General features: G+C 52.9%; 26 protein-coding genes and 1 rRNA gene. 21 read left to right on the top strand and 6 right to left on the bottom strand.

The features are described from left to right. The first annotated feature begins 8 nt into the window (after positions 1–8). The 14 genes from rplR to CKF42_RS18010 all read left to right on the top strand — a co-directional run bounded on the left by rplR (position 9) and on the right by CKF42_RS18010 (position 7193). Positions 9–362 carry a 50S ribosomal protein L18 gene (gene rplR, locus CKF42_RS18075; protein WP_003850163.1) on the top strand — a complete coding sequence of 118 codons (354 nt, stop codon included), beginning with the start codon at positions 9–11 and terminating at the stop codon, positions 360–362. Positions 363–376: 14 nt separating this feature from the next. Continuing rightward, complete coding sequence (gene rpsE, locus CKF42_RS18070) at positions 377–877, top strand: 30S ribosomal protein S5 (protein ID WP_003850164.1); 501 nt, start codon at positions 377–379, stop codon at positions 875–877. Between the two features lie 5 nt (positions 878–882). Next, positions 883–1062 (top strand): 50S ribosomal protein L30, encoded by a 180-nt coding sequence (gene rpmD, locus CKF42_RS18065; RefSeq protein WP_003850166.1) that lies wholly within the window; start codon positions 883–885, stop codon positions 1060–1062. A 3-nt stretch (positions 1063–1065) separates the two neighbouring features. Further along, positions 1066–1500, top strand: coding sequence for a 50S ribosomal protein L15 (gene rplO, locus CKF42_RS18060; RefSeq protein WP_009087579.1), 435 nt, complete (start codon positions 1066–1068; stop codon positions 1498–1500). Between the two features lie 7 nt (positions 1501–1507). Continuing rightward, on the top strand, positions 1508–2839 hold the full coding sequence (gene secY / locus CKF42_RS18055) for a preprotein translocase subunit SecY (protein ID WP_009087577.1): 1332 nt from the start codon (positions 1508–1510) through the stop codon (positions 2837–2839). Between the two features lie 32 nt (positions 2840–2871). Further along, a complete protein-coding gene (gene rpmJ, locus CKF42_RS18050; protein ID WP_010252805.1) occupies positions 2872–2988 on the top strand; it encodes a 50S ribosomal protein L36 in 117 nt (38 codons plus the stop codon). A gap of 146 nt (positions 2989–3134) precedes the next feature. After that, positions 3135–3491: a 30S ribosomal protein S13 gene (rpsM, locus tag CKF42_RS18045; protein ID WP_003850176.1), complete on the top strand. Its 357-nt coding sequence runs from the start codon at positions 3135–3137 to the stop codon at positions 3489–3491. A 16-nt stretch (positions 3492–3507) separates the two neighbouring features. Next, positions 3508–3897 (top strand): 30S ribosomal protein S11, encoded by a 390-nt coding sequence (gene rpsK / locus CKF42_RS18040; protein ID WP_004160563.1) that lies wholly within the window; start codon positions 3508–3510, stop codon positions 3895–3897. 33 nt (positions 3898–3930) lie between these two features. Then, the gene (gene rpsD / locus CKF42_RS18035) at positions 3931–4551 is read left to right on the top strand and encodes a 30S ribosomal protein S4 (RefSeq protein ID WP_008927131.1); all 621 of its coding nucleotides are present in this window, start codon (positions 3931–3933) and stop codon (positions 4549–4551) included. Between the two features lie 25 nt (positions 4552–4576). Next, positions 4577–5566, top strand: a complete 990-nt coding sequence (gene rpoA, locus CKF42_RS18030; protein ID WP_003850179.1) for a DNA-directed RNA polymerase subunit alpha — start codon at positions 4577–4579, stop codon at positions 5564–5566. A 40-nt stretch (positions 5567–5606) separates the two neighbouring features. Then, on the top strand, positions 5607–5993 hold the full coding sequence (gene rplQ / locus CKF42_RS18025; RefSeq protein WP_009087575.1) for a 50S ribosomal protein L17: 387 nt from the start codon (positions 5607–5609) through the stop codon (positions 5991–5993). A gap of 94 nt (positions 5994–6087) precedes the next feature. Further along, on the top strand, positions 6088–6459 hold the full coding sequence (locus tag CKF42_RS18020) for a DUF1992 domain-containing protein (RefSeq protein ID WP_111208845.1): 372 nt from the start codon (positions 6088–6090) through the stop codon (positions 6457–6459). Continuing rightward, positions 6460–6906: a Zn(2+)-responsive transcriptional regulator gene (gene zntR, locus CKF42_RS18015; protein WP_009087570.1), complete on the top strand. Its 447-nt coding sequence runs from the start codon at positions 6460–6462 to the stop codon at positions 6904–6906. 29 nt (positions 6907–6935) lie between these two features. After that, positions 6936–7193, top strand: coding sequence for an alternative ribosome-rescue factor A (locus tag CKF42_RS18010; RefSeq protein ID WP_111208844.1), 258 nt, complete (start codon positions 6936–6938; stop codon positions 7191–7193). Here the strand turns inward: CKF42_RS18010 and mscL are convergent. The 5 genes from mscL to def all read right to left on the bottom strand — a co-directional run bounded on the left by mscL (position 7168) and on the right by def (position 11922). Further along, a complete protein-coding gene (gene mscL, locus CKF42_RS18005; protein WP_009087564.1) occupies positions 7168–7578 on the bottom strand; it encodes a large-conductance mechanosensitive channel protein MscL in 411 nt (136 codons plus the stop codon). The genes CKF42_RS18010 and mscL overlap by 26 nt on opposite strands. Before the next feature lie 120 nt (positions 7579–7698). After that, positions 7699–9075 carry a Trk system potassium transporter TrkA gene (trkA, locus tag CKF42_RS18000; RefSeq protein ID WP_009087562.1) on the bottom strand — a complete coding sequence of 459 codons (1377 nt, stop codon included), beginning with the start codon at positions 9073–9075 and terminating at the stop codon, positions 7699–7701. 18 nt (positions 9076–9093) lie between these two features. Further along, positions 9094–10395 carry a 16S rRNA (cytosine(967)-C(5))-methyltransferase RsmB gene (gene rsmB / locus CKF42_RS17995; protein WP_111208843.1) on the bottom strand — a complete coding sequence of 434 codons (1302 nt, stop codon included), beginning with the start codon at positions 10393–10395 and terminating at the stop codon, positions 9094–9096. Between the two features lie 49 nt (positions 10396–10444). Next, positions 10445–11389 (bottom strand): methionyl-tRNA formyltransferase, encoded by a 945-nt coding sequence (gene fmt / locus CKF42_RS17990; protein WP_111208842.1) that lies wholly within the window; start codon positions 11387–11389, stop codon positions 10445–10447. Positions 11390–11409: 20 nt separating this feature from the next. Then, positions 11410–11922, bottom strand: coding sequence for a peptide deformylase (gene def / locus CKF42_RS17985; protein WP_009087556.1), 513 nt, complete (start codon positions 11920–11922; stop codon positions 11410–11412). 115 nt (positions 11923–12037) lie between these two features. Between def and dprA the strand changes: the two genes are divergently transcribed. Genes dprA through CKF42_RS17955 form a run of 6 tightly spaced genes read left to right on the top strand, consistent with a single transcriptional unit; the run spans position 12038 to position 15832 of the window. After that, positions 12038–13162 carry a DNA-protecting protein DprA gene (gene dprA / locus CKF42_RS17980; protein WP_009087554.1) on the top strand — a complete coding sequence of 375 codons (1125 nt, stop codon included), beginning with the start codon at positions 12038–12040 and terminating at the stop codon, positions 13160–13162. After that, on the top strand, positions 13134–13607 hold the full coding sequence (gene smg, locus CKF42_RS17975; RefSeq protein WP_009087552.1) for a DUF494 family protein Smg: 474 nt from the start codon (positions 13134–13136) through the stop codon (positions 13605–13607). The genes dprA and smg overlap by 29 nt, the downstream gene beginning before the upstream one ends. Positions 13608–13631: 24 nt before the next feature. After that, positions 13632–14180 carry a topoisomerase DNA-binding C4 zinc finger domain-containing protein gene (locus CKF42_RS17970; RefSeq protein ID WP_111208841.1) on the top strand — a complete coding sequence of 183 codons (549 nt, stop codon included), beginning with the start codon at positions 13632–13634 and terminating at the stop codon, positions 14178–14180. A gap of 3 nt (positions 14181–14183) precedes the next feature. Continuing rightward, complete coding sequence (tsaC, locus tag CKF42_RS17965; protein WP_046100689.1) at positions 14184–14756, top strand: L-threonylcarbamoyladenylate synthase type 1 TsaC; 573 nt, start codon at positions 14184–14186, stop codon at positions 14754–14756. 3 nt (positions 14757–14759) lie between these two features. Next, positions 14760–15578 (top strand): shikimate dehydrogenase, encoded by an 819-nt coding sequence (gene aroE / locus CKF42_RS17960; RefSeq protein ID WP_111208840.1) that lies wholly within the window; start codon positions 14760–14762, stop codon positions 15576–15578. Further along, positions 15575–15832 (top strand): DUF1488 domain-containing protein, encoded by a 258-nt coding sequence (locus tag CKF42_RS17955; RefSeq protein ID WP_009087545.1) that lies wholly within the window; start codon positions 15575–15577, stop codon positions 15830–15832. The genes aroE and CKF42_RS17955 overlap by 4 nt, the downstream gene beginning before the upstream one ends. Here CKF42_RS17955 and CKF42_RS17950 read toward each other — a convergent pair. Continuing rightward, on the bottom strand, positions 15799–16353 hold the full coding sequence (locus tag CKF42_RS17950; RefSeq protein ID WP_058958283.1) for a gamma carbonic anhydrase family protein: 555 nt from the start codon (positions 16351–16353) through the stop codon (positions 15799–15801). The genes CKF42_RS17955 and CKF42_RS17950 overlap by 34 nt on opposite strands. Before the next feature lie 491 nt (positions 16354–16844). Here CKF42_RS17950 and CKF42_RS17945 point away from each other — a divergent pair. Further along, positions 16845–16940: ribosomal RNA gene (locus CKF42_RS17945) — 16S ribosomal RNA — on the top strand; the annotation flags it as partial.

Here is a 16940-nt window from a genome sequence, read left to right as displayed (position 1 = left end):
GTAACACTATGGATAAGAAATCTGCTCGTATCCGTCGTGCGACCCGTGCACGTCGCAAGCTCAAAGAGCTGGGTGCTACTCGCCTGGTGGTACATCGTACCCCGCGTCATATTTACGCACAGGTAATCGCCCCGAACGGTTCCGAAGTTCTGGTCGCTGCTTCTACTGTAGAAAAAGCTATCACTGAACAACTGAAGTATACCGGTAATAAAGAAGCCGCAGCTGCAGTAGGTAAAGCTATCGCAGAACGCGCAATCGAAAAAGGCATCACAGGTGTTTCTTTCGACCGTTCCGGTTTCCAATATCATGGTCGCGTCCAGGCACTGGCAGATGCTGCCCGTGAAGCTGGCCTTCAGTTCTAAGGTAGAGGTCTAAGATGGCACACATCGAGAAACAAGCTGGCGAACTGCAGGAAAAACTGATCGCGGTAAACCGTGTTTCTAAAACTGTTAAAGGTGGTCGTATTTTCTCCTTCACAGCACTGACTGTGGTAGGCGATGGTAACGGTCGCGTAGGTTTTGGTTACGGTAAAGCGCGTGAAGTTCCAGCAGCGATCCAGAAAGCGATGGAGAAAGCCCGTCGCAACATGGTTAACGTCGCGCTGACCAACGGCACCCTGCAGCACCCTGTTAAAGGTGCACACACGGGTTCCCGCGTGTTCATGCAGCCGGCTTCAGAAGGTACCGGTATCATCGCCGGTGGTGCAATGCGCGCCGTTCTGGAAGTCGCTGGAGTTCATAACGTACTGGCAAAAGCCTATGGTTCTACTAACCCGATTAACGTGGTTCGTGCAACTATCGACGGCCTGGGCAATATGAAATCTCCGGAAATGGTCGCTGCTAAGCGTGGTAAATCCGTTGAAGAAATTCTGGGGTAATCACGATGGCTAAGACTATTAAAATCACTCAAACCCGTAGTTCAATCGGCCGCTTGCCTAAGCATAAAGCCACTCTGGTTGGCCTGGGTCTGCGTCGTATTGGTCATACCGTAGAGCGTGAAGACACGCCAGCTGTACGCGGCATGGTCAACGCGGTTTCCTACATGGTTAAAGTGGAGGAGTAAGAGATGCGTTTAAATACTCTGTCTCCGGCCGAAGGGTCTAAGCACGCTACTAAGCGTCTGGGTCGTGGTATCGGTTCTGGCCTCGGAAAAACCGGTGGTCGTGGTCACAAAGGTCAGAACTCACGTTCTGGCGGTGGCGTACGTCGCGGTTTCGAAGGTGGTCAGATGCCTCTGTACCGTCGTCTGCCGAAGTTCGGTTTCACCTCTCGCAAAGCAATGATCACTACAGAGATTCGTCTGTCTGATCTGGCGAAAGTTGAAGGCGGTATCGTCGACCTGAACGCGCTGAAAGCAGCCAACATTGTCGGTGTTCAGATTGAATTCGTTAAAGTAATTCTGTCTGGTGAAGTTTCTGCACCGGTAACGGTTCGCGGCCTGCGTGTCACCAAAGGTGCTCGTGCTGCAATCGAAGCTGCTGGCGGTAAAATCGAGGAATAAGTAGCAGATGGCTAAACAACCGGGATTAGATTTTCAAAGCGCCAAAGGCGGCTTTGGTGAGCTGAAACGCAGACTTCTGTTTGTCATCGGCGCACTGATTGTCTTCCGTATTGGCTCTTTTATTCCAATCCCTGGTATTGATGCCACTGTACTTGCCAAACTGCTTGAGCAACAGCGTGGCACCATCATTGAAATGTTTAACATGTTCTCTGGTGGTGCTCTCAGCCGTGCTTCTATTTTCGCACTGGGCATCATGCCGTATATCTCGGCATCGATCATTATCCAGTTATTAACGGTGGTTCATCCAGCGTTAGCGGAAATTAAGAAAGAAGGGGAGGCTGGCCGTCGTAAGATTAGCCAGTACACCCGATACGGTACGTTGGTATTGGCCATATTCCAGTCGATCGGTATTGCTACCGGTCTGCCGAATATGCCAGGGATGCAGGGTCTGGTGATGAATCCGGGCTTTGCGTTCTACTTTACCGCTGTTGTGAGTCTGGTCTCAGGAACAATGTTCCTGATGTGGCTGGGCGAACAGATTACTGAGCGGGGTATCGGTAACGGTATTTCGATCATTATCTTCGCAGGTATTGTTGCGGGTCTTCCGCCGGCCATTGGCCATACCATCGAGCAAGCGCGGCAAGGCGACCTGCACTTCCTTCTGTTGCTGTTGGTTGCAGTACTCGTATTCGCAGTGACCTACTTTGTTATTTTCGTTGAACGTGGACAGCGCCGCATTGTGGTGAACTACGCAAAACGTCAGCAGGGTCGTCGCGTTTACGCTGCACAGAGCACACATTTACCGTTGAAAGTGAATATGGCGGGTGTTATCCCGGCTATTTTTGCTTCCAGCATTATTCTGTTCCCGGCAACGATTGCATCGTGGTTTGGGGGCGGTACCGGTTGGAACTGGCTGACAACAATTTCGCTGTATTTGCAGCCAGGACAGCCGCTTTATGTGCTACTCTATGCGACTGCAATCATCTTCTTCTGTTTCTTCTATACGGCGTTGGTTTTCAACCCACGTGAAACAGCAGATAACCTGAAGAAGTCTGGTGCATTCGTACCGGGAATTCGTCCGGGAGAGCAAACGGCGAAGTATATTGATAAAGTAATGACGCGTTTGACCTTAATCGGCGCCCTGTACATTACTTTTATCTGCCTTATCCCGGAGTTCATGCGTGATGCGATGAAGGTTCCCTTCTACTTTGGCGGTACATCACTGCTTATCGTAGTTGTCGTCATCATGGACTTTATGGCTCAAGTGCAAACTCTGATGATGTCCAGTCAGTACGAGTCGGCACTGAAGAAAGCTAACCTGAAAGGCTACGGCCGTTAATTCAGTTGGTTGAGAAGTTACGGAGAGTAAAAATGAAAGTTCGTGCTTCCGTCAAGAGATTATGTCGTAACTGCAAAATCATTCGTCGCGACGGTGTCGTACGTGTGATCTGCAGCGCCGAGCCAAAGCATAAACAGCGCCAAGGCTGATTTTGTCACATATTTTTCTTGCAAAGTCGGGTTGAGCTGGCTAGATTAGCCAGCCAATCTTTTGTATGTCAGTACGTTTCCATTTGAGTATCCTGAAAACGGGCTTTTCAGCATGGGACGTGCTTGTTTAATTATAGGAGTGCATAGTGGCCCGTATAGCAGGCATTAACATTCCTGATCAAAAACATACCGTTATCGCATTAACTTCGATCTTCGGTATCGGTAAAACCCGTTCAAAAGCCATCTGCGCTTCAACGGGCATTGCTGAAAATGTTAAGATCAGTGAGCTGTCTGAAGAACAAATTGATCAGCTGCGTGATGCAGTTGCGAAATTCGTTGTTGAAGGTGATCTGCGCCGTGAAATCACCCTGAGCATCAAGCGTCTTATGGACCTTGGTTGCTACCGTGGTTTGCGCCATCGTCGTGGTCTTCCGGTTCGCGGTCAGCGTACCAAGACCAACGCACGTACCCGTAAGGGTCCGCGTAAACCGATCAAGAAATAATCGGGGTGAGTAAATAATGGCAAAGGCACCAGTTCGTGCACGCAAGCGTGTAAGAAAACAAGTCTCAGATGGCGTGGCTCATGTCCATGCTTCTTTTAACAACACCATCGTTACCATTACTGATCGTCAGGGTAACGCACTGGGTTGGGCAACCGCCGGTGGTTCCGGTTTCCGCGGTTCACGTAAATCCACTCCGTTTGCTGCTCAGGTCGCTGCAGAGCGCTGTGCAGAAGCGGTAAAAGATTACGGAATTAAGAATCTGGAAGTTATGGTAAAGGGTCCGGGTCCAGGTCGCGAATCTACGATTCGTGCTTTGAACGCCGCTGGTTTCCGCATCACGAATATTACTGATGTGACTCCGATCCCTCATAACGGTTGTCGTCCGCCGAAAAAACGTCGCGTATAACGCCCGTTTTTTTAGGATAGTTGGAGAAAGAAAATGGCAAGATATTTGGGTCCTAAGCTCAAGCTGAGCCGTCGTGAGGGCACTGACTTATTCCTTAAGTCTGGCGTTCGCGCGATTGATTCCAAGTGTAAAATTGAACAAGCCCCTGGTCAGCATGGTGCGCGTAAACCGCGTCTGTCTGATTACGGCGGTCAGTTACGTGAGAAGCAGAAAGTTCGTCGTATCTACGGCGTGCTGGAGCGTCAGTTCCGTAACTATTACAAAGAAGCAGCTCGTCTGAAAGGCAACACCGGTGAAAACCTGTTGGCTCTGCTGGAAGGTCGTCTGGACAACGTAGTTTATCGTATGGGCTTCGGTGCCACGCGTGCAGAAGCACGTCAGCTGGTTAGCCACAAGTCTGTTCTGGTAAACGGCCGCGTTGTTAACATCGCTTCTTATCAGGTATCTCCGAATGATGTCGTTAGCATCCGTGAGAAAGCCAAAAAGCAATCTCGCGTGAAGGCCGCTCTGGAGCTGGCTGAGCAGCGTGAAAAGCCAACCTGGCTGGAAGTTGATGCGACTAAGATGGAAGGTGTGTTCAAGCGTATTCCTGAACGTACTGATCTGTCTGCGGACATTAACGAACACCTGATCGTCGAGCTTTACTCCAAGTAAAGCTTAGTACCAAAGAGAGGACACAATGCAGGGTTCTGTGACAGAGTTTCTAAAACCGCGCCTGGTAGATATCGAGCAAGTGAGTTCGACGCACGCCAAGGTGACCCTTGAGCCTTTAGAGCGTGGCTTTGGCCATACTCTTGGTAACGCACTGCGCCGTATTCTGCTTTCATCCATGCCGGGTTGCGCGGTGACCGAGGTTGAAATTGATGGTGTACTTCATGAGTACAGCACCAAAGAGGGCGTACAGGAAGATATCCTGGAAATCCTGCTCAACCTGAAAGGGCTGGCGGTAAGAGTTCAGGGTAAAGATGAAGTTATTCTGACCCTGAATAAATCTGGCATTGGCCCTGTGACTGCAGCCGACATTACCCATGATGGTGATGTCGAAATCGTCAAGCCTCAGCATGTCATCTGCCATCTGACCGATGAGAACGCGGCTATCAGCATGCGTATCAAAGTTCAGCGTGGTCGTGGCTATGTGCCGGCTTCTGCCCGAATTCATTCGGAAGAAGATGAGCGCCCAATCGGCCGCCTGTTAGTTGACGCTTGCTACAGCCCTGTAGACCGTATCGCCTACAATGTTGAAGCAGCGCGTGTAGAGCAGCGCACCGACCTGGACAAGCTGGTCATCGAAATGGAAACCAACGGCACAATCGATCCTGAAGAGGCGATTCGTCGTGCGGCGACCATTCTGGCTGAACAACTTGAAGCTTTCGTTGACTTACGTGATGTACGTCAGCCGGAAGTTAAAGAAGAGAAACCAGAATTCGATCCGATCCTGCTGCGCCCTGTTGACGATCTGGAATTGACTGTCCGCTCTGCTAACTGCCTTAAGGCAGAAGCTATCCACTACATCGGTGATCTGGTACAGCGTACCGAGGTTGAGCTGCTTAAAACGCCTAACCTGGGTAAAAAATCTCTTACTGAGATTAAAGATGTGCTCGCTTCACGTGGTCTGTCTCTGGGCATGCGCCTTGAGAACTGGCCACCGGCAAGCATTGCTGATGAATAAACCGATCACAGGTTAAGGTTTCACTGAGAAGGATAAGGTCATGCGCCATCGTAAGAGTGGTCGTCAACTGAACCGCAACAGCAGCCATCGTCAGGCTATGTTCCGCAACATGGCCGGTTCTCTGGTTCGTCATGAGATCATCAAAACGACTCTGCCGAAAGCCAAAGAACTGCGTCGCGTAGTTGAGCCGCTGATTACTCTTGCCAAGACCGACAACGTAGCTAATCGTCGTCTGGCATTCGCCCGTACTCGTGATAACGAGATCGTGGCAAAACTGTTTAATGAGCTGGGCCCGCGTTTTGCGAGCCGTGCTGGTGGTTACACTCGTATTCTGAAGTGTGGCTTCCGTGCTGGTGACAACGCTCCGATGGCTTACATCGAGCTGGTTGATCGTCCAGAAGCTCAAGCAGAAGCAGCCGCAGAGTAATCTGCAGCAACGTAAAAAACCCGCTTCGGCGGGTTTTTTATTGCCTGAAATTCGCTACCTTAGAATGACGCTTCTATTTTTGAGGGCATCTGTTATGTGGCTGGTAGACGAACTTGCTGAACAGCACATCAAAGCGGCACTGGAAAAAGGTGAACTCAGTAACCTTCTTGGCTCTGGCAAACCGCTACAGCTGGATGATGACAGTCATGTCCCTCCGGAGTTAAGGGCAGGGTATCGACTGCTGAAAAATTCTGGCTTTCTGCCCCCCGAGCTGGAGTTAAGGCGTGAGGCGATGGAAGTCAACGATCTGATTCGCCAGCTGGAGCCTGCGGATCGTGACTATCAGGATCACTGTCACCGGCTTCAGGTGCTGGAGCTGCGCTTGCGACAGGCGGGCATGAGTACCGATTTTCTTCATGGAAACTATGCTACCGCGATACGCCACCATTTTCGCGAGGAGGAGTAGATGTTCCGTATTGGTCAGTTAGCAAAGCTTGCTGAGGTAACGCCTGACACCATCCGTTTTTATGAAAAGCAGCAGATGATGGATCATGGTGAGCGTACCGAAGGTGGTTTTCGCCTCTACAGCGAAGGCGATCTGCAGCGTCTGAAATTTATTCGCCACGGTCGTAAGCTCGGCTTCAGTCTGGAAGCGATCCGGGAACTTCTGTCAATCCGGGTTGATCCGGCACATCACACCTGCCAAGAGTCAAAAGCGATCGTTGAGAAACGGCTGGATGAAGTGGCGCAGATGATAGCGGAACTTGAGTCGATGCAGCGTTCTCTGCGTATTCTTTCGGACGCCTGTTGTGGTCACAGCCACAGTAGCATTTCGTGCTCAATTCTGGAGGCACTGGAGCGGGGAGAGGCTTCAGACAAACAAGGGTCTTGTGATTTTACCGCAAAGGAATAGAGTATCAGACCATCTCAACAGGAGGCGTTATGAGTAAATATCAGCATACCAGGGGGCAAATCCGCGATAACGCGATTGAGGCTCTGTTACACGACCCGCTTTTCCGTCAGCGCATTGAGCAGAAACAAAAGGGTAAGGGCAGCTTCAGACGGAAGGAAAAACACACCAAGGGGCAGGGATGGGAGGGCAGTGATAAGAAAGCGTCTTATCACTGCCCTTCTTCTTTACCATTAAAAAACCGCCTCAGAGGCGGTTTGTTTATTATACGCGGGTATTCTGCTGTTTAAGCAGGTCGCGAATTTCAGTCAGCAGCACTTCTTCGTTTGAAGGTTTAGGTGCAGGCTTCTCAACTTCTTTTTTCTTGTAGAGACGGTTCATCAGTTTGATCGCCATAAAGATGGCAAAGGCAATGATGACAAAGTCGAAGATACTCTGCAGGAAGATACCGTACTGCATAACGACGGCAGGCGTGTCGCCAACAGCAGGCTTAAGCACCCAGGCAAACGATTTAAAATCGACACCACCGATCAATAAGCCCAACGGTGGCATAATGATGTTAGCTACTAATGATGAGACGATCTTACCAAACGCAGCGCCGATGATGACACCGACGGCCAGATCCATCACATTCCCGCGCATTGCAAAATCACGAAACTCTTTGATTAAACTCATACTTAACTCCTCTCCTTGCCAGTGTCATAAAGTCTAACAAACCTTGCTGTTTTTTCCATAAGCGCAGCCAAACAGGTGGCTGTTTTGCATAACTCCCCCGACTGAAAATCAATACAGGATTTACAGGAAGAAAGGACTTGGCTGGAAGAGCCGCTCAACATCCGACACGAATTTCTTATCGGTCAGGAACATGATCACATGGTCACCCTGCTCGATACGCAGGTTGTCATTGGCAATCATCACATCATCGCCGCGCACCACCGCACCAATGATGGTACCCGGGGGCAGTTTGATGTCATCTATTGCGCGGCCCACCACCCGTGATGTCGATTCGTCACCGTGCGCTATCGCTTCGATCGCCTCAGCGATGCCGCGACGCAGCGAGGAAACACCCACGATATCCGCTTTACGGACATGGCCCAGCAGGGCAGAGATGGTGGCCTGCTGAGGAGAAATCGCGATATCGATAACACTGCCCTGCACCAGATCCACATAAGCGCGACGCTGAATCAGCACCATGACTTTTTTGGCGCCCATCTTTTTTGCCAGCATGGCTGACATGATATTGGCTTCATCATCATTGGTGACCGCAATGAACAGGTCAACCTGCTCGACATGCTCCTCCGCAAGCAACTCCTGGTCTGACGCATCGCCATAAAAGACGACGGTATCATGGAGATGTTCAGCCAGTTCGGCGGCCCGCTGGGGATTACGCTCGATCAGCTTCACGCTGTAGTGCTTTTCCAGCTGCTGTGCCAGACCGAAACCGATATTGCCGCCTCCCACTAACATGATGCGCTTGTAAGGCTTTTCCAGCCGCTGCATTTCGCTCATTACTGCACGAATATTCTGGCTGGCCGCGATGAAAAACACTTCATCACCTGCCTCGACGATGGTCGAACCCTGGGGACGAATCGGACGGTCCTGACGGAAGATGGCGGCGACACGGGTATCAATGTGCGGCATGTGCTCACGCAGGATCGAAAGCGGATTTCCCACCAGAGGCCCGCCATAATACGCTTTGACTACGGCCAGGCTGACTTTGCCTTCGGCAAAATTCACCACCTGCAGTGCGCCCGGATACTGGATCAAACGGTAGATATTATCGATGACCAGCTGCTCTGGTGAGATCAGATGGTCGATAGGAACGGCTTCCGGCATAAAAAGCTTATCTGCATCGCGCAGATAGTCCGCCGCACGAATACGGGCGATACGGTTCGGCGTATTGAAAAGCGAATAAGCAATCTGACAGGCAATCATGTTGGTTTCATCCGAACTGGTAACGGCAACCAGCATGTCGGCGTCTTCAGCGCCCGCCTCACGCAGGATGCGCGGATGTGAACCGTGTCCCTGCACTACACGCAGATCGAACTTATCCTGCAGATGACGCAGGCGTGCCGAATCGGTATCAACGACTGTGATATCGTTGTTTTCACCCACCAGATTCTCTGCCAGCGTTCCGCCTACCTGACCTGCGCCCAGAATGATTATTTTCATCGCTTATCAATACTCATATCAGTGTGAACCCGAATTTTTTATCAGCTTAGCGTAGAAGAAACCATCTCCGCCTTCAGCATCCGGAAAGACCTGTAACCCGCTCGCCGGTGCATCCCTGAGCGGCTCCGCCTGCGCATCGTGCTGTCGCTGCAGGAAAGCCTCAATCTGCTGGTGGTTCTCTTCAGGCAGGATAGAGCAGGTGGCATAAATCAGCGTGCCGCCAGGTTTCAGGTGCGGCCAGATAGCGTCCAGGATCTCACGCTGCAGCTTTGCCAGCTCAGCGATATCGCGATCGCGGCGCAGCCACTTAATATCGGGATGTCGGCGGATAACGCCGGTTGCAGAGCAGGGCGCATCCAGCAGGATACGGTCAAACTGGCGATCGCCACACCACTGCTGCGGTGTCCGTCCGTCCCCCTGTTTGACCTCCGCTTTCATGCCCAGTCGCTGCAGATTCTCATCAACGCGTTTAAGACGCTGCGCATCCACATCGACAGCCAGCACGTCGGCTTCCGGTGCAATCTCAAGGATATGGGTCGTTTTACCGCCGGGGGCCGCACATAAATCCAGAATCTGCTCGCCATTCTGAGGTTCGAGCAGCAGAGCGCAGCGCTGGGCTGATAAATCCTGTACGGTCACCCAGCCCTGATCAAAGCCAGGCAACTGGCTGACCGGGGCGGGGGCGTCAAGCCGCAACGCATCCGGGACATCGGCAGCCGGCTGTGCATTTCTGCCGCTTTCAGTCAGCATGGTCAGCCAGGCGTCACGTGAGTGATGCTGACGGTTAACCCGCAGCCACATCGGCGGACGCAGATTATTTGCTTCGACGATATGCTCCCACTGTTCCGGCCAGGCGTGCTGCAATCGCTTAAGCAGCCAGCCCGGATGGAGATAACGTTGTGGGCCATCCTGAATGCTGGCGAGTAACGTTTCACGCTGGCGCTGAAACTGGCGCAATACCCCGTTTAATAATCCTTTCAGGCTGGTGCGCTTCAGCACCTCTGCGCCCGCGACGGTTTCAGCCAGTGCAGCGTGGGCTGGCACCCGGGTATATTCCAGCTGATAAAGTCCGACCATGATCAGATAGTGAAGAACCCGCTGTTTACCGGTCAGTGGACGTTCCATCAGTTTGCCAATCAGCGCTTCCAGCTGCGGCAGTGTGCGCAGAACACCAAAACAGATCTCCTGTACTAATGCGCTATCTTTGTCGGTGAGTTTTTTCTGGGCGGCAGGCAGAACCGTATTCAGGGATTCGCCTTTGTCCACAACGCGCTCAATCAGTTGGGCGGAGAGGCTACGCAGGTTGGTTGATTTAGTCATAGGGTTTTGTCATCAAACAAAAAGCCCGGTAAGTCACCGGGCCAGAGAGTCAGTCCAGAAGGGTTCCAGGTTCGAACCATTCCCGACGCGAGTTGAGAAGATCCTGAGCCGACATCGGTTTTTTACCGGCGGGCTGTAACTGCACCAGATTCAATACGCCCTCGGCGGTCGCGACCTGGATGCCCTGCTTGTCTGCAGCGATAATTTCACCCGGTGCATGGTCGCGATGAGGCAGTACGGTAGCCTGCCAGACTTTCACCGGCTGGTCGTCAATCGTGAAAAAACTCATCGGCCAGGGATTAAAGGCGCGGATACAGCGCTCAAGCTGTTCTGCGGGCAGTCTCCAGTCAAGACGCGCCTCCTCTTTGCTCAGCTTCTCAGCGTAGCTGGCGAGTGCTTCATCCTGTTTTTCGGGTGAGGCCTGCTGCGTGTTGAGTAACGTCAGCGTATCCAGCAGCCCCTGCGGGCCGAGCTGGGCCAGTCTGTCATACAGAGTGGCACTGGTGTCCTGGGGGGTAATCGGGCAGGCCAGTTTATGCAGCATATCGCCGGTATCTAAACCCACATCCATCTGCATGATGGTGACGCCAGTTTCACTGTCGCCAGCCCAGAGCGCACGCTGAATCGGCGCGGCACCACGCCAGCGGGGGAGCAGCGAACCGTGGACATTGATGCAGCCCAGACGCGGCATATCCAGCACCGCCCTGGGCAGAATTAATCCATACGCCACGACAACCATCACATCGGCCTGCAGGTCAGCAACCAGCTGCTGATTCTCTTCAGGTCGCAGCGACTTTGGCTGAAATACCGGAATGTCATGAGCCAGCGCCAGCGTTTTGACCGGGCCAGGCGTGAGTTTGTTGCCGCGACCCGCAGGGCGGTCGGGCTGAGTAAAGACACCGATAACCTGATGCTCAGAAGCAAGCAGCGCGTCAAGATGACGCGCTGCAAAGTCAGGAGTGCCGGCAAAAATGATTTTTAGCGGGGCAGACACGTTTATCCCTTTTTAAGATCTCAGGAAGCCTGGGCGTTCTGACGCGCCAGTTTCTCTAATCTGGTTTTGATCCGCTGACGCTTCAGAGGCGACAGATAATCAATAAACAGTTTGCCTTCCAGATGATCGATCTCATGCTGGATACAGATGGCGAGTAAGTCGCTGGCTTCCAGTTCGAAACTGTTACCGTCGCGATCCAGCGCGCGAACTTTTACGCGCTCAGCACGCGGGACAAATGCACGCTGTTCCGGAATCGACAGGCAGCCCTCTTCAATACCGGTTTCACCGCTTTTTTCCAGCAGCTCAGGGTTGATCAGGACTAAACGCTCTTCACGACTTTCAGAGACGTCAATCACGATGATGCGCTGATGAATATCGACCTGCGTCGCCGCAAGACCGATGCCCTCTTCGGCATACATCGTCTCGAACATATCATCAACGATACGCTGAATGTCTGCGTTAACTTCTTTAACGGGCGCGGCGACTTTGCGAAGGCGCTCGTCAGGAAAATGTAATACCTGCAAAACTGACATAAATATCCAGATCTGTATTCGTTTAGGAAAAGATTACTGCCTCATATTGTAGACTTTCTGAGACCTGATTGACAGCATTGTGCGGCAGGAAGCCGGGGCAATCAGGGAGCAGCAAATGGACAAAATAGCGCAGTATCTGCGGCTGGCCGCGGTGTGTGGAATGACAGGAAAGCGCTGGCTGACCGTGGCGCAGCAGCTGGGCGATGCACCGGCAGACAGCGGGAAACTTATGCGGCTGGGGTTAGACGCTGCGCAGTGTCAGCAATACGCTGATCTGCCTGAAAAAACGATCACCGATGTGCAGCACTGGTTAGCGCGCAGTCCTGCCCATCATCTGATCACTGCGCTGGACGCCGCCTATCCTGCCCGGCTCAGGGAAACCAGTCGCTTTCCGCCGCTGCTCTACATCCACGGCGATCCGGCCGTTATCACTACCCCACAGCTGGCAGTCGTGGGCAGCCGGAACGGCTCACCCAATGGCCGTTACTGGGGCGAATGGTTTACCCGGCACCTGAGCCTCAGCGGGCTGACCATCACCAGTGGACTGGCGCGGGGGATTGATGGCGTTGCGCATCAGGCGGCACTCAGTACCGGCGGCAAAACGGTAGCCATATTAGGCAGCGGGCTGCAGCGGCTCTATCCCCGACAGCATGTCCGCCTTGCCGCAGAGATTGTTGAGCAGGGCGGTGCCGTGGTGTCTGAGTTTCCGCTGAACACCATTCCTCATCCGCTCAACTTTCCGCGTCGTAATCGGATCATCAGTGGCCTGAGTCTGGGCGTGCTGGTGGTGGAGGCCTCGCTGAAGAGTGGTTCACTGGTGACCGCTCGCTATGCGCTGGAGCAAAACCGCAATGTTTATGCACTACCTGGCGCGCTCGGCAACCCCTTAAGCGAAGGCGTGAACTGGCTGATTCAGCAGGGGGCCCTGCTGGTGGCACATCCTAACAACATTCTGGAGGATCTGGCTGGGGCACTGAACTGGCTGCCTGTGACACAGGATGACGAAATTTATTCTGAACCAGGTGACGATGCTCCATTGCCATTTGCTGATGTGTTGGCTAACGTAGGTGATGAGGTTACACCTGTTGACGTTGTCGCTGAACGTGCCGGCCAATCTGTGCCAGTTATCTCAGCTCAATTGCTGGAACTGGAGTTAGCAGGATGGATCGCAGCTGTACCCGGCGGCTATGTCCGATTGAGGAGGGCATGCCATGTTCGACGTACTCATGTACTTGTTTGAGACCTATATCCACAACGAAGCAGAAATGGGTGTTGATCAGGACAGATTGACAGATGACCTGACGGATGCCGGGTTCCATCGTGAAGATATTTACAGTGCGCTTAACTGGCTGGAAAGACTGGCGGATTATCAGGAAGGACTGGTTGCGCCAATTTTACTGACCAACGATCCGCTCTCTATGCGTATTTATACCGACGAAGAGAGTAAACGTTTAGATGCCGAAAGCCGCGGTTTCCTGCTCTTCCTGGAGCAGATTCAGGTGCTGAATCTGGAAACCCGTGAGATGGTCATCGAACGTGTCATGGCGCTGGATACCTCTGAGTTTGATCTGGAGGACCTCAAATGGGTGGTGCTGATGGTGTTGTTCAACATCCCGGGATGTGAAAATGCCTATCAGCAGATGGAAGAACTGCTATTCGACGTCAATGAAGGTATGCTGCATTAAATTTCCTTTCATGCATTTATCGCTATGAGTAAAGCTGCACTCTTCACCGTGCGTAAACAGGATCCCTGCCCCGCTTGCGGGGCAGAACTGGTTATCCGCTCGGGTAAACATGGCCCTTTTCTGGGATGCGCCAACTATCCGGCATGTGACTACATCCGGCCCTTGAAAGGGCAGGCCGATGGCCATGTAGTTAAAGTGCTGGAAGGTCACGCCTGTCCTGAATGCGGAGCCGATAAAGTGTTGCGGCAGGGCCGTTATGGCATGTTTATTGGCTGTAGCCACTATCCTGAATGCGGCTACAGTGAAACCATCGACAAACCGGACGAAACGACGCTGACGTGTCCACAGTGCCATGAAGGCCGGCTGGTTCAGCGGCGTTCCCGTTATGGCAAAACGTTCCACTCCTGTGATCGTTATCCCGCCTGCCAGTTTGTCGTCAACCTGACGCCCGTGGCCGGGGTCTGTGCCTGGTGTCAGTTTCCGTTGCTGGTTGAAAAAAAGACAGCGCAGGGGGTTAAACGCTTCTGCGCCAGTAAAAGTTGTGGCAAAGCCATTGCTGAAGAGAATGAATAGATCATGGAAAATCAACACCTCGCCGATTCACTTGAGCGCTGCGTAGCAGAGCTGAATCGTCAGGCGGTCATCGCCTATCCCACTGAAGCCGTATTTGGTCTGGGCTGCGACCCTGACAGTGAATCTGCCGTCATGGCGCTGCTGGCGCTGAAACAGCGTCCGGTAGAAAAGGGACTCATTCTGATCGCAGCTGATTATTCCCAGCTTGAACCCTATATCTCCGATCGTGAACTCTCTGTGATCCAGCGTGAGCGCATGTTCGCCTGCTGGCCCGGCCCGGTGACCTTTGTCGTCCCGGTTCCTCCCCAGACGCCCCGCTGGCTGACCGGACAGTTCGACTCGCTGGCGATACGGGTCAGTGACCATCCGGATGTGCAGGCGCTTTGCCGCGCATTTGGTAAACCACTGGTTTCAACCAGCGCCAATCTGTCAGGACAGCCACCCTGCCGTACGGCAGAAGAAGTGTATAAGCAGTTTGGTGAGGAGTTCCCGGTTCTGTCCGGGAAAACGGGGGGACGACTCAATCCTTCAGAAATCCGCGATGTAATCAGCGGCGAACTTATACGTCAGGGTTAACTCATGGATCAATTCGCCGTTTTCGGTAATCCGATCAGCCACAGTAAATCTCCGCTGATCCATCAGGCTTTTGCTGAACAGACAGGTATCGAGCATCAATATGGCCGGATCTGTGCACCGGTTGACGGATTTCGCGATGCGCTGACAACCTTTTTTGCACAGGGCGGTCGTGGCGCCAACGTGACCCTGCCTTTTAAACAGCAGGCCTGGGAGTTTGCCGATCAACTCAGTGAACGCGCGGCCCTGTCCGGCGCCGTTAATACGGTAAAAAAGCTCAGCGACGGGCAGATCCTGGGTGACAACACGGATGGTATCGGCCTGTTAAGCGATCTTGAACGGCTGAAGATGATCAATGCGGGCGACAATGTTCTGCTGGTGGGCGCAGGTGGGGCGGCGCGCGGTGTGATTCATCCTTTGCTTTCGTCAGGGGTGACGCTCACCGTGGTAAACCGCACCGCCGAACGGGCAGGGGAGCTGGCTGGCCTGTTCGCAAAGAGCGGCACTATCCGTGCAGCTGCGTTTGATCAACTGGCGGACCAGCGTTTCGACCTTATCATCAATGCGACTTCAAGCGGTGTAGAGGGGAAAACACCCCCTCTACCTGCGGAGCTGATCCATCCCGGCGTACGCTGCTATGACATGTTCTATCAAAGCGGGCTGACGCCTTTCCTGCTCTGGTGTCAGACGCAGGGAGCGCACGCTCTGGCGGATGGTGTGGGAATGCTGGTGGGGCAGGCGGCGCATGCCTTCTATATATGGCATGGTGTGATGCCGGAAGTTGCGCCGGTCATTGCTCAGCTGAAACAGGCTATGCAGCCATGAATCAGGCGATTCAGTTTCCTGACGATGAAACCTATGACGCTGAACGGGATGCCGTCTGCTTCCCGGTACTGGTTAACGGTATGCGGTTGATCTGTGCGATCAGCCGTATGTCGCTGACGTCACGCTTTGGCGAAGGGGAGGCGATGGCGCTGTTTCAGCACCATCGCTGGGATCTCGAAGATGAAGCCGAAGCGGCCATTCGTCAGGAGCGTGTTGATGCTCAGGGCTGGGTCTGGTTATCTCCCGCCAGGTAATCATTTTTCCAGCCGACATAGTTATTCGCCGAATAGCGTAATCCTTCCTTCTCCTGGTCGTTCAGCGGCCTGATCTGTCTGACCGGACTGCCCAGATAGAGATAGCCGCTCTCCAGCCGTTTACCTGGAGGGACCAGACTGCCTGCCCCAATCATGACCTCTTCTTCTACTATTACGCCATCAAGCAGAATCGAGCCCATCCCGACAAGCACACGATCGCCGATAGTGCAGCCATGCAGCATCGCTTTGTGCCCGACCGTGACATCCTCGCCAATAATCAGCGGGAAGCCTTCCGGGTTAGCGGCAGATTTATGCGTGACATGCAGAACACTGCCATCCTGCACATTAGTACGGGCACCGATGCGAACCTGATTCACGTCTCCCCGGATGACGACCAGCGGCCAGATGCTCACGTCATCGGCCATGATGACATCACCCACCACAACACTGGCTGGATCGACCATGACGCGCTGGCCAGTTTGTGGAAAGCGATCTTTATAAGGACGTAAGGCGGAAGTCATTGTGTTCTCCTTTATTCTGTTTTCTCAGCAGCCTGATGCGATTTTAGCCAGCTGACAAGCCTATTCTGGCTTGGATCGCTGGCGATCTCATCAATCTGGATCATTTATAACCGTTCAGAAAAAAGATCCAAAAAAAGGGTTGTGCTCTGAAACGGGATCCCTATAATGCGCCTCCATCGACACGGCACACCGGCAACGGGAAACGGGTTGAAGGTTCAGGAGACTGAGCCGCCGGAGAAAAACTTCTGAAAAAGAGGTTGACTCTGAAGGAGAAAAGCGTAATATACGCCACCTCGCGACAGGACGCTAACGCACTGTTCGCACTGCTCTTTAACAATTTATCAGACAATCTGTGTGGGCACTCGCAGGATTGATATCAGCGTCTTTGGACGCACAAAAATATCAAAGCCTCACGAGTGAACACATAATGAAATTCATTATGACGTTTTACAGATGAGCACCGCTGAACTCGTTTCAGCAAATCAAACTTTAAATTGAAGAGTTTGATCATGGCTCAGATTGAACGCTGGCGGCAGGCCTAACACATGCAAGTCGGACGGTAGCACAGAGAGCTTGCTCTTGGGTGA

It is taken from the genome of Pantoea sp. ARC270 (genome assembly GCF_003236725.1).
GTDB classification, from domain to species: domain Bacteria; phylum Pseudomonadota; class Gammaproteobacteria; order Enterobacterales; family Enterobacteriaceae; genus Pantoea; species Pantoea anthophila.
This window is presented reverse-complemented; position numbering and strand designations above follow the sequence as displayed.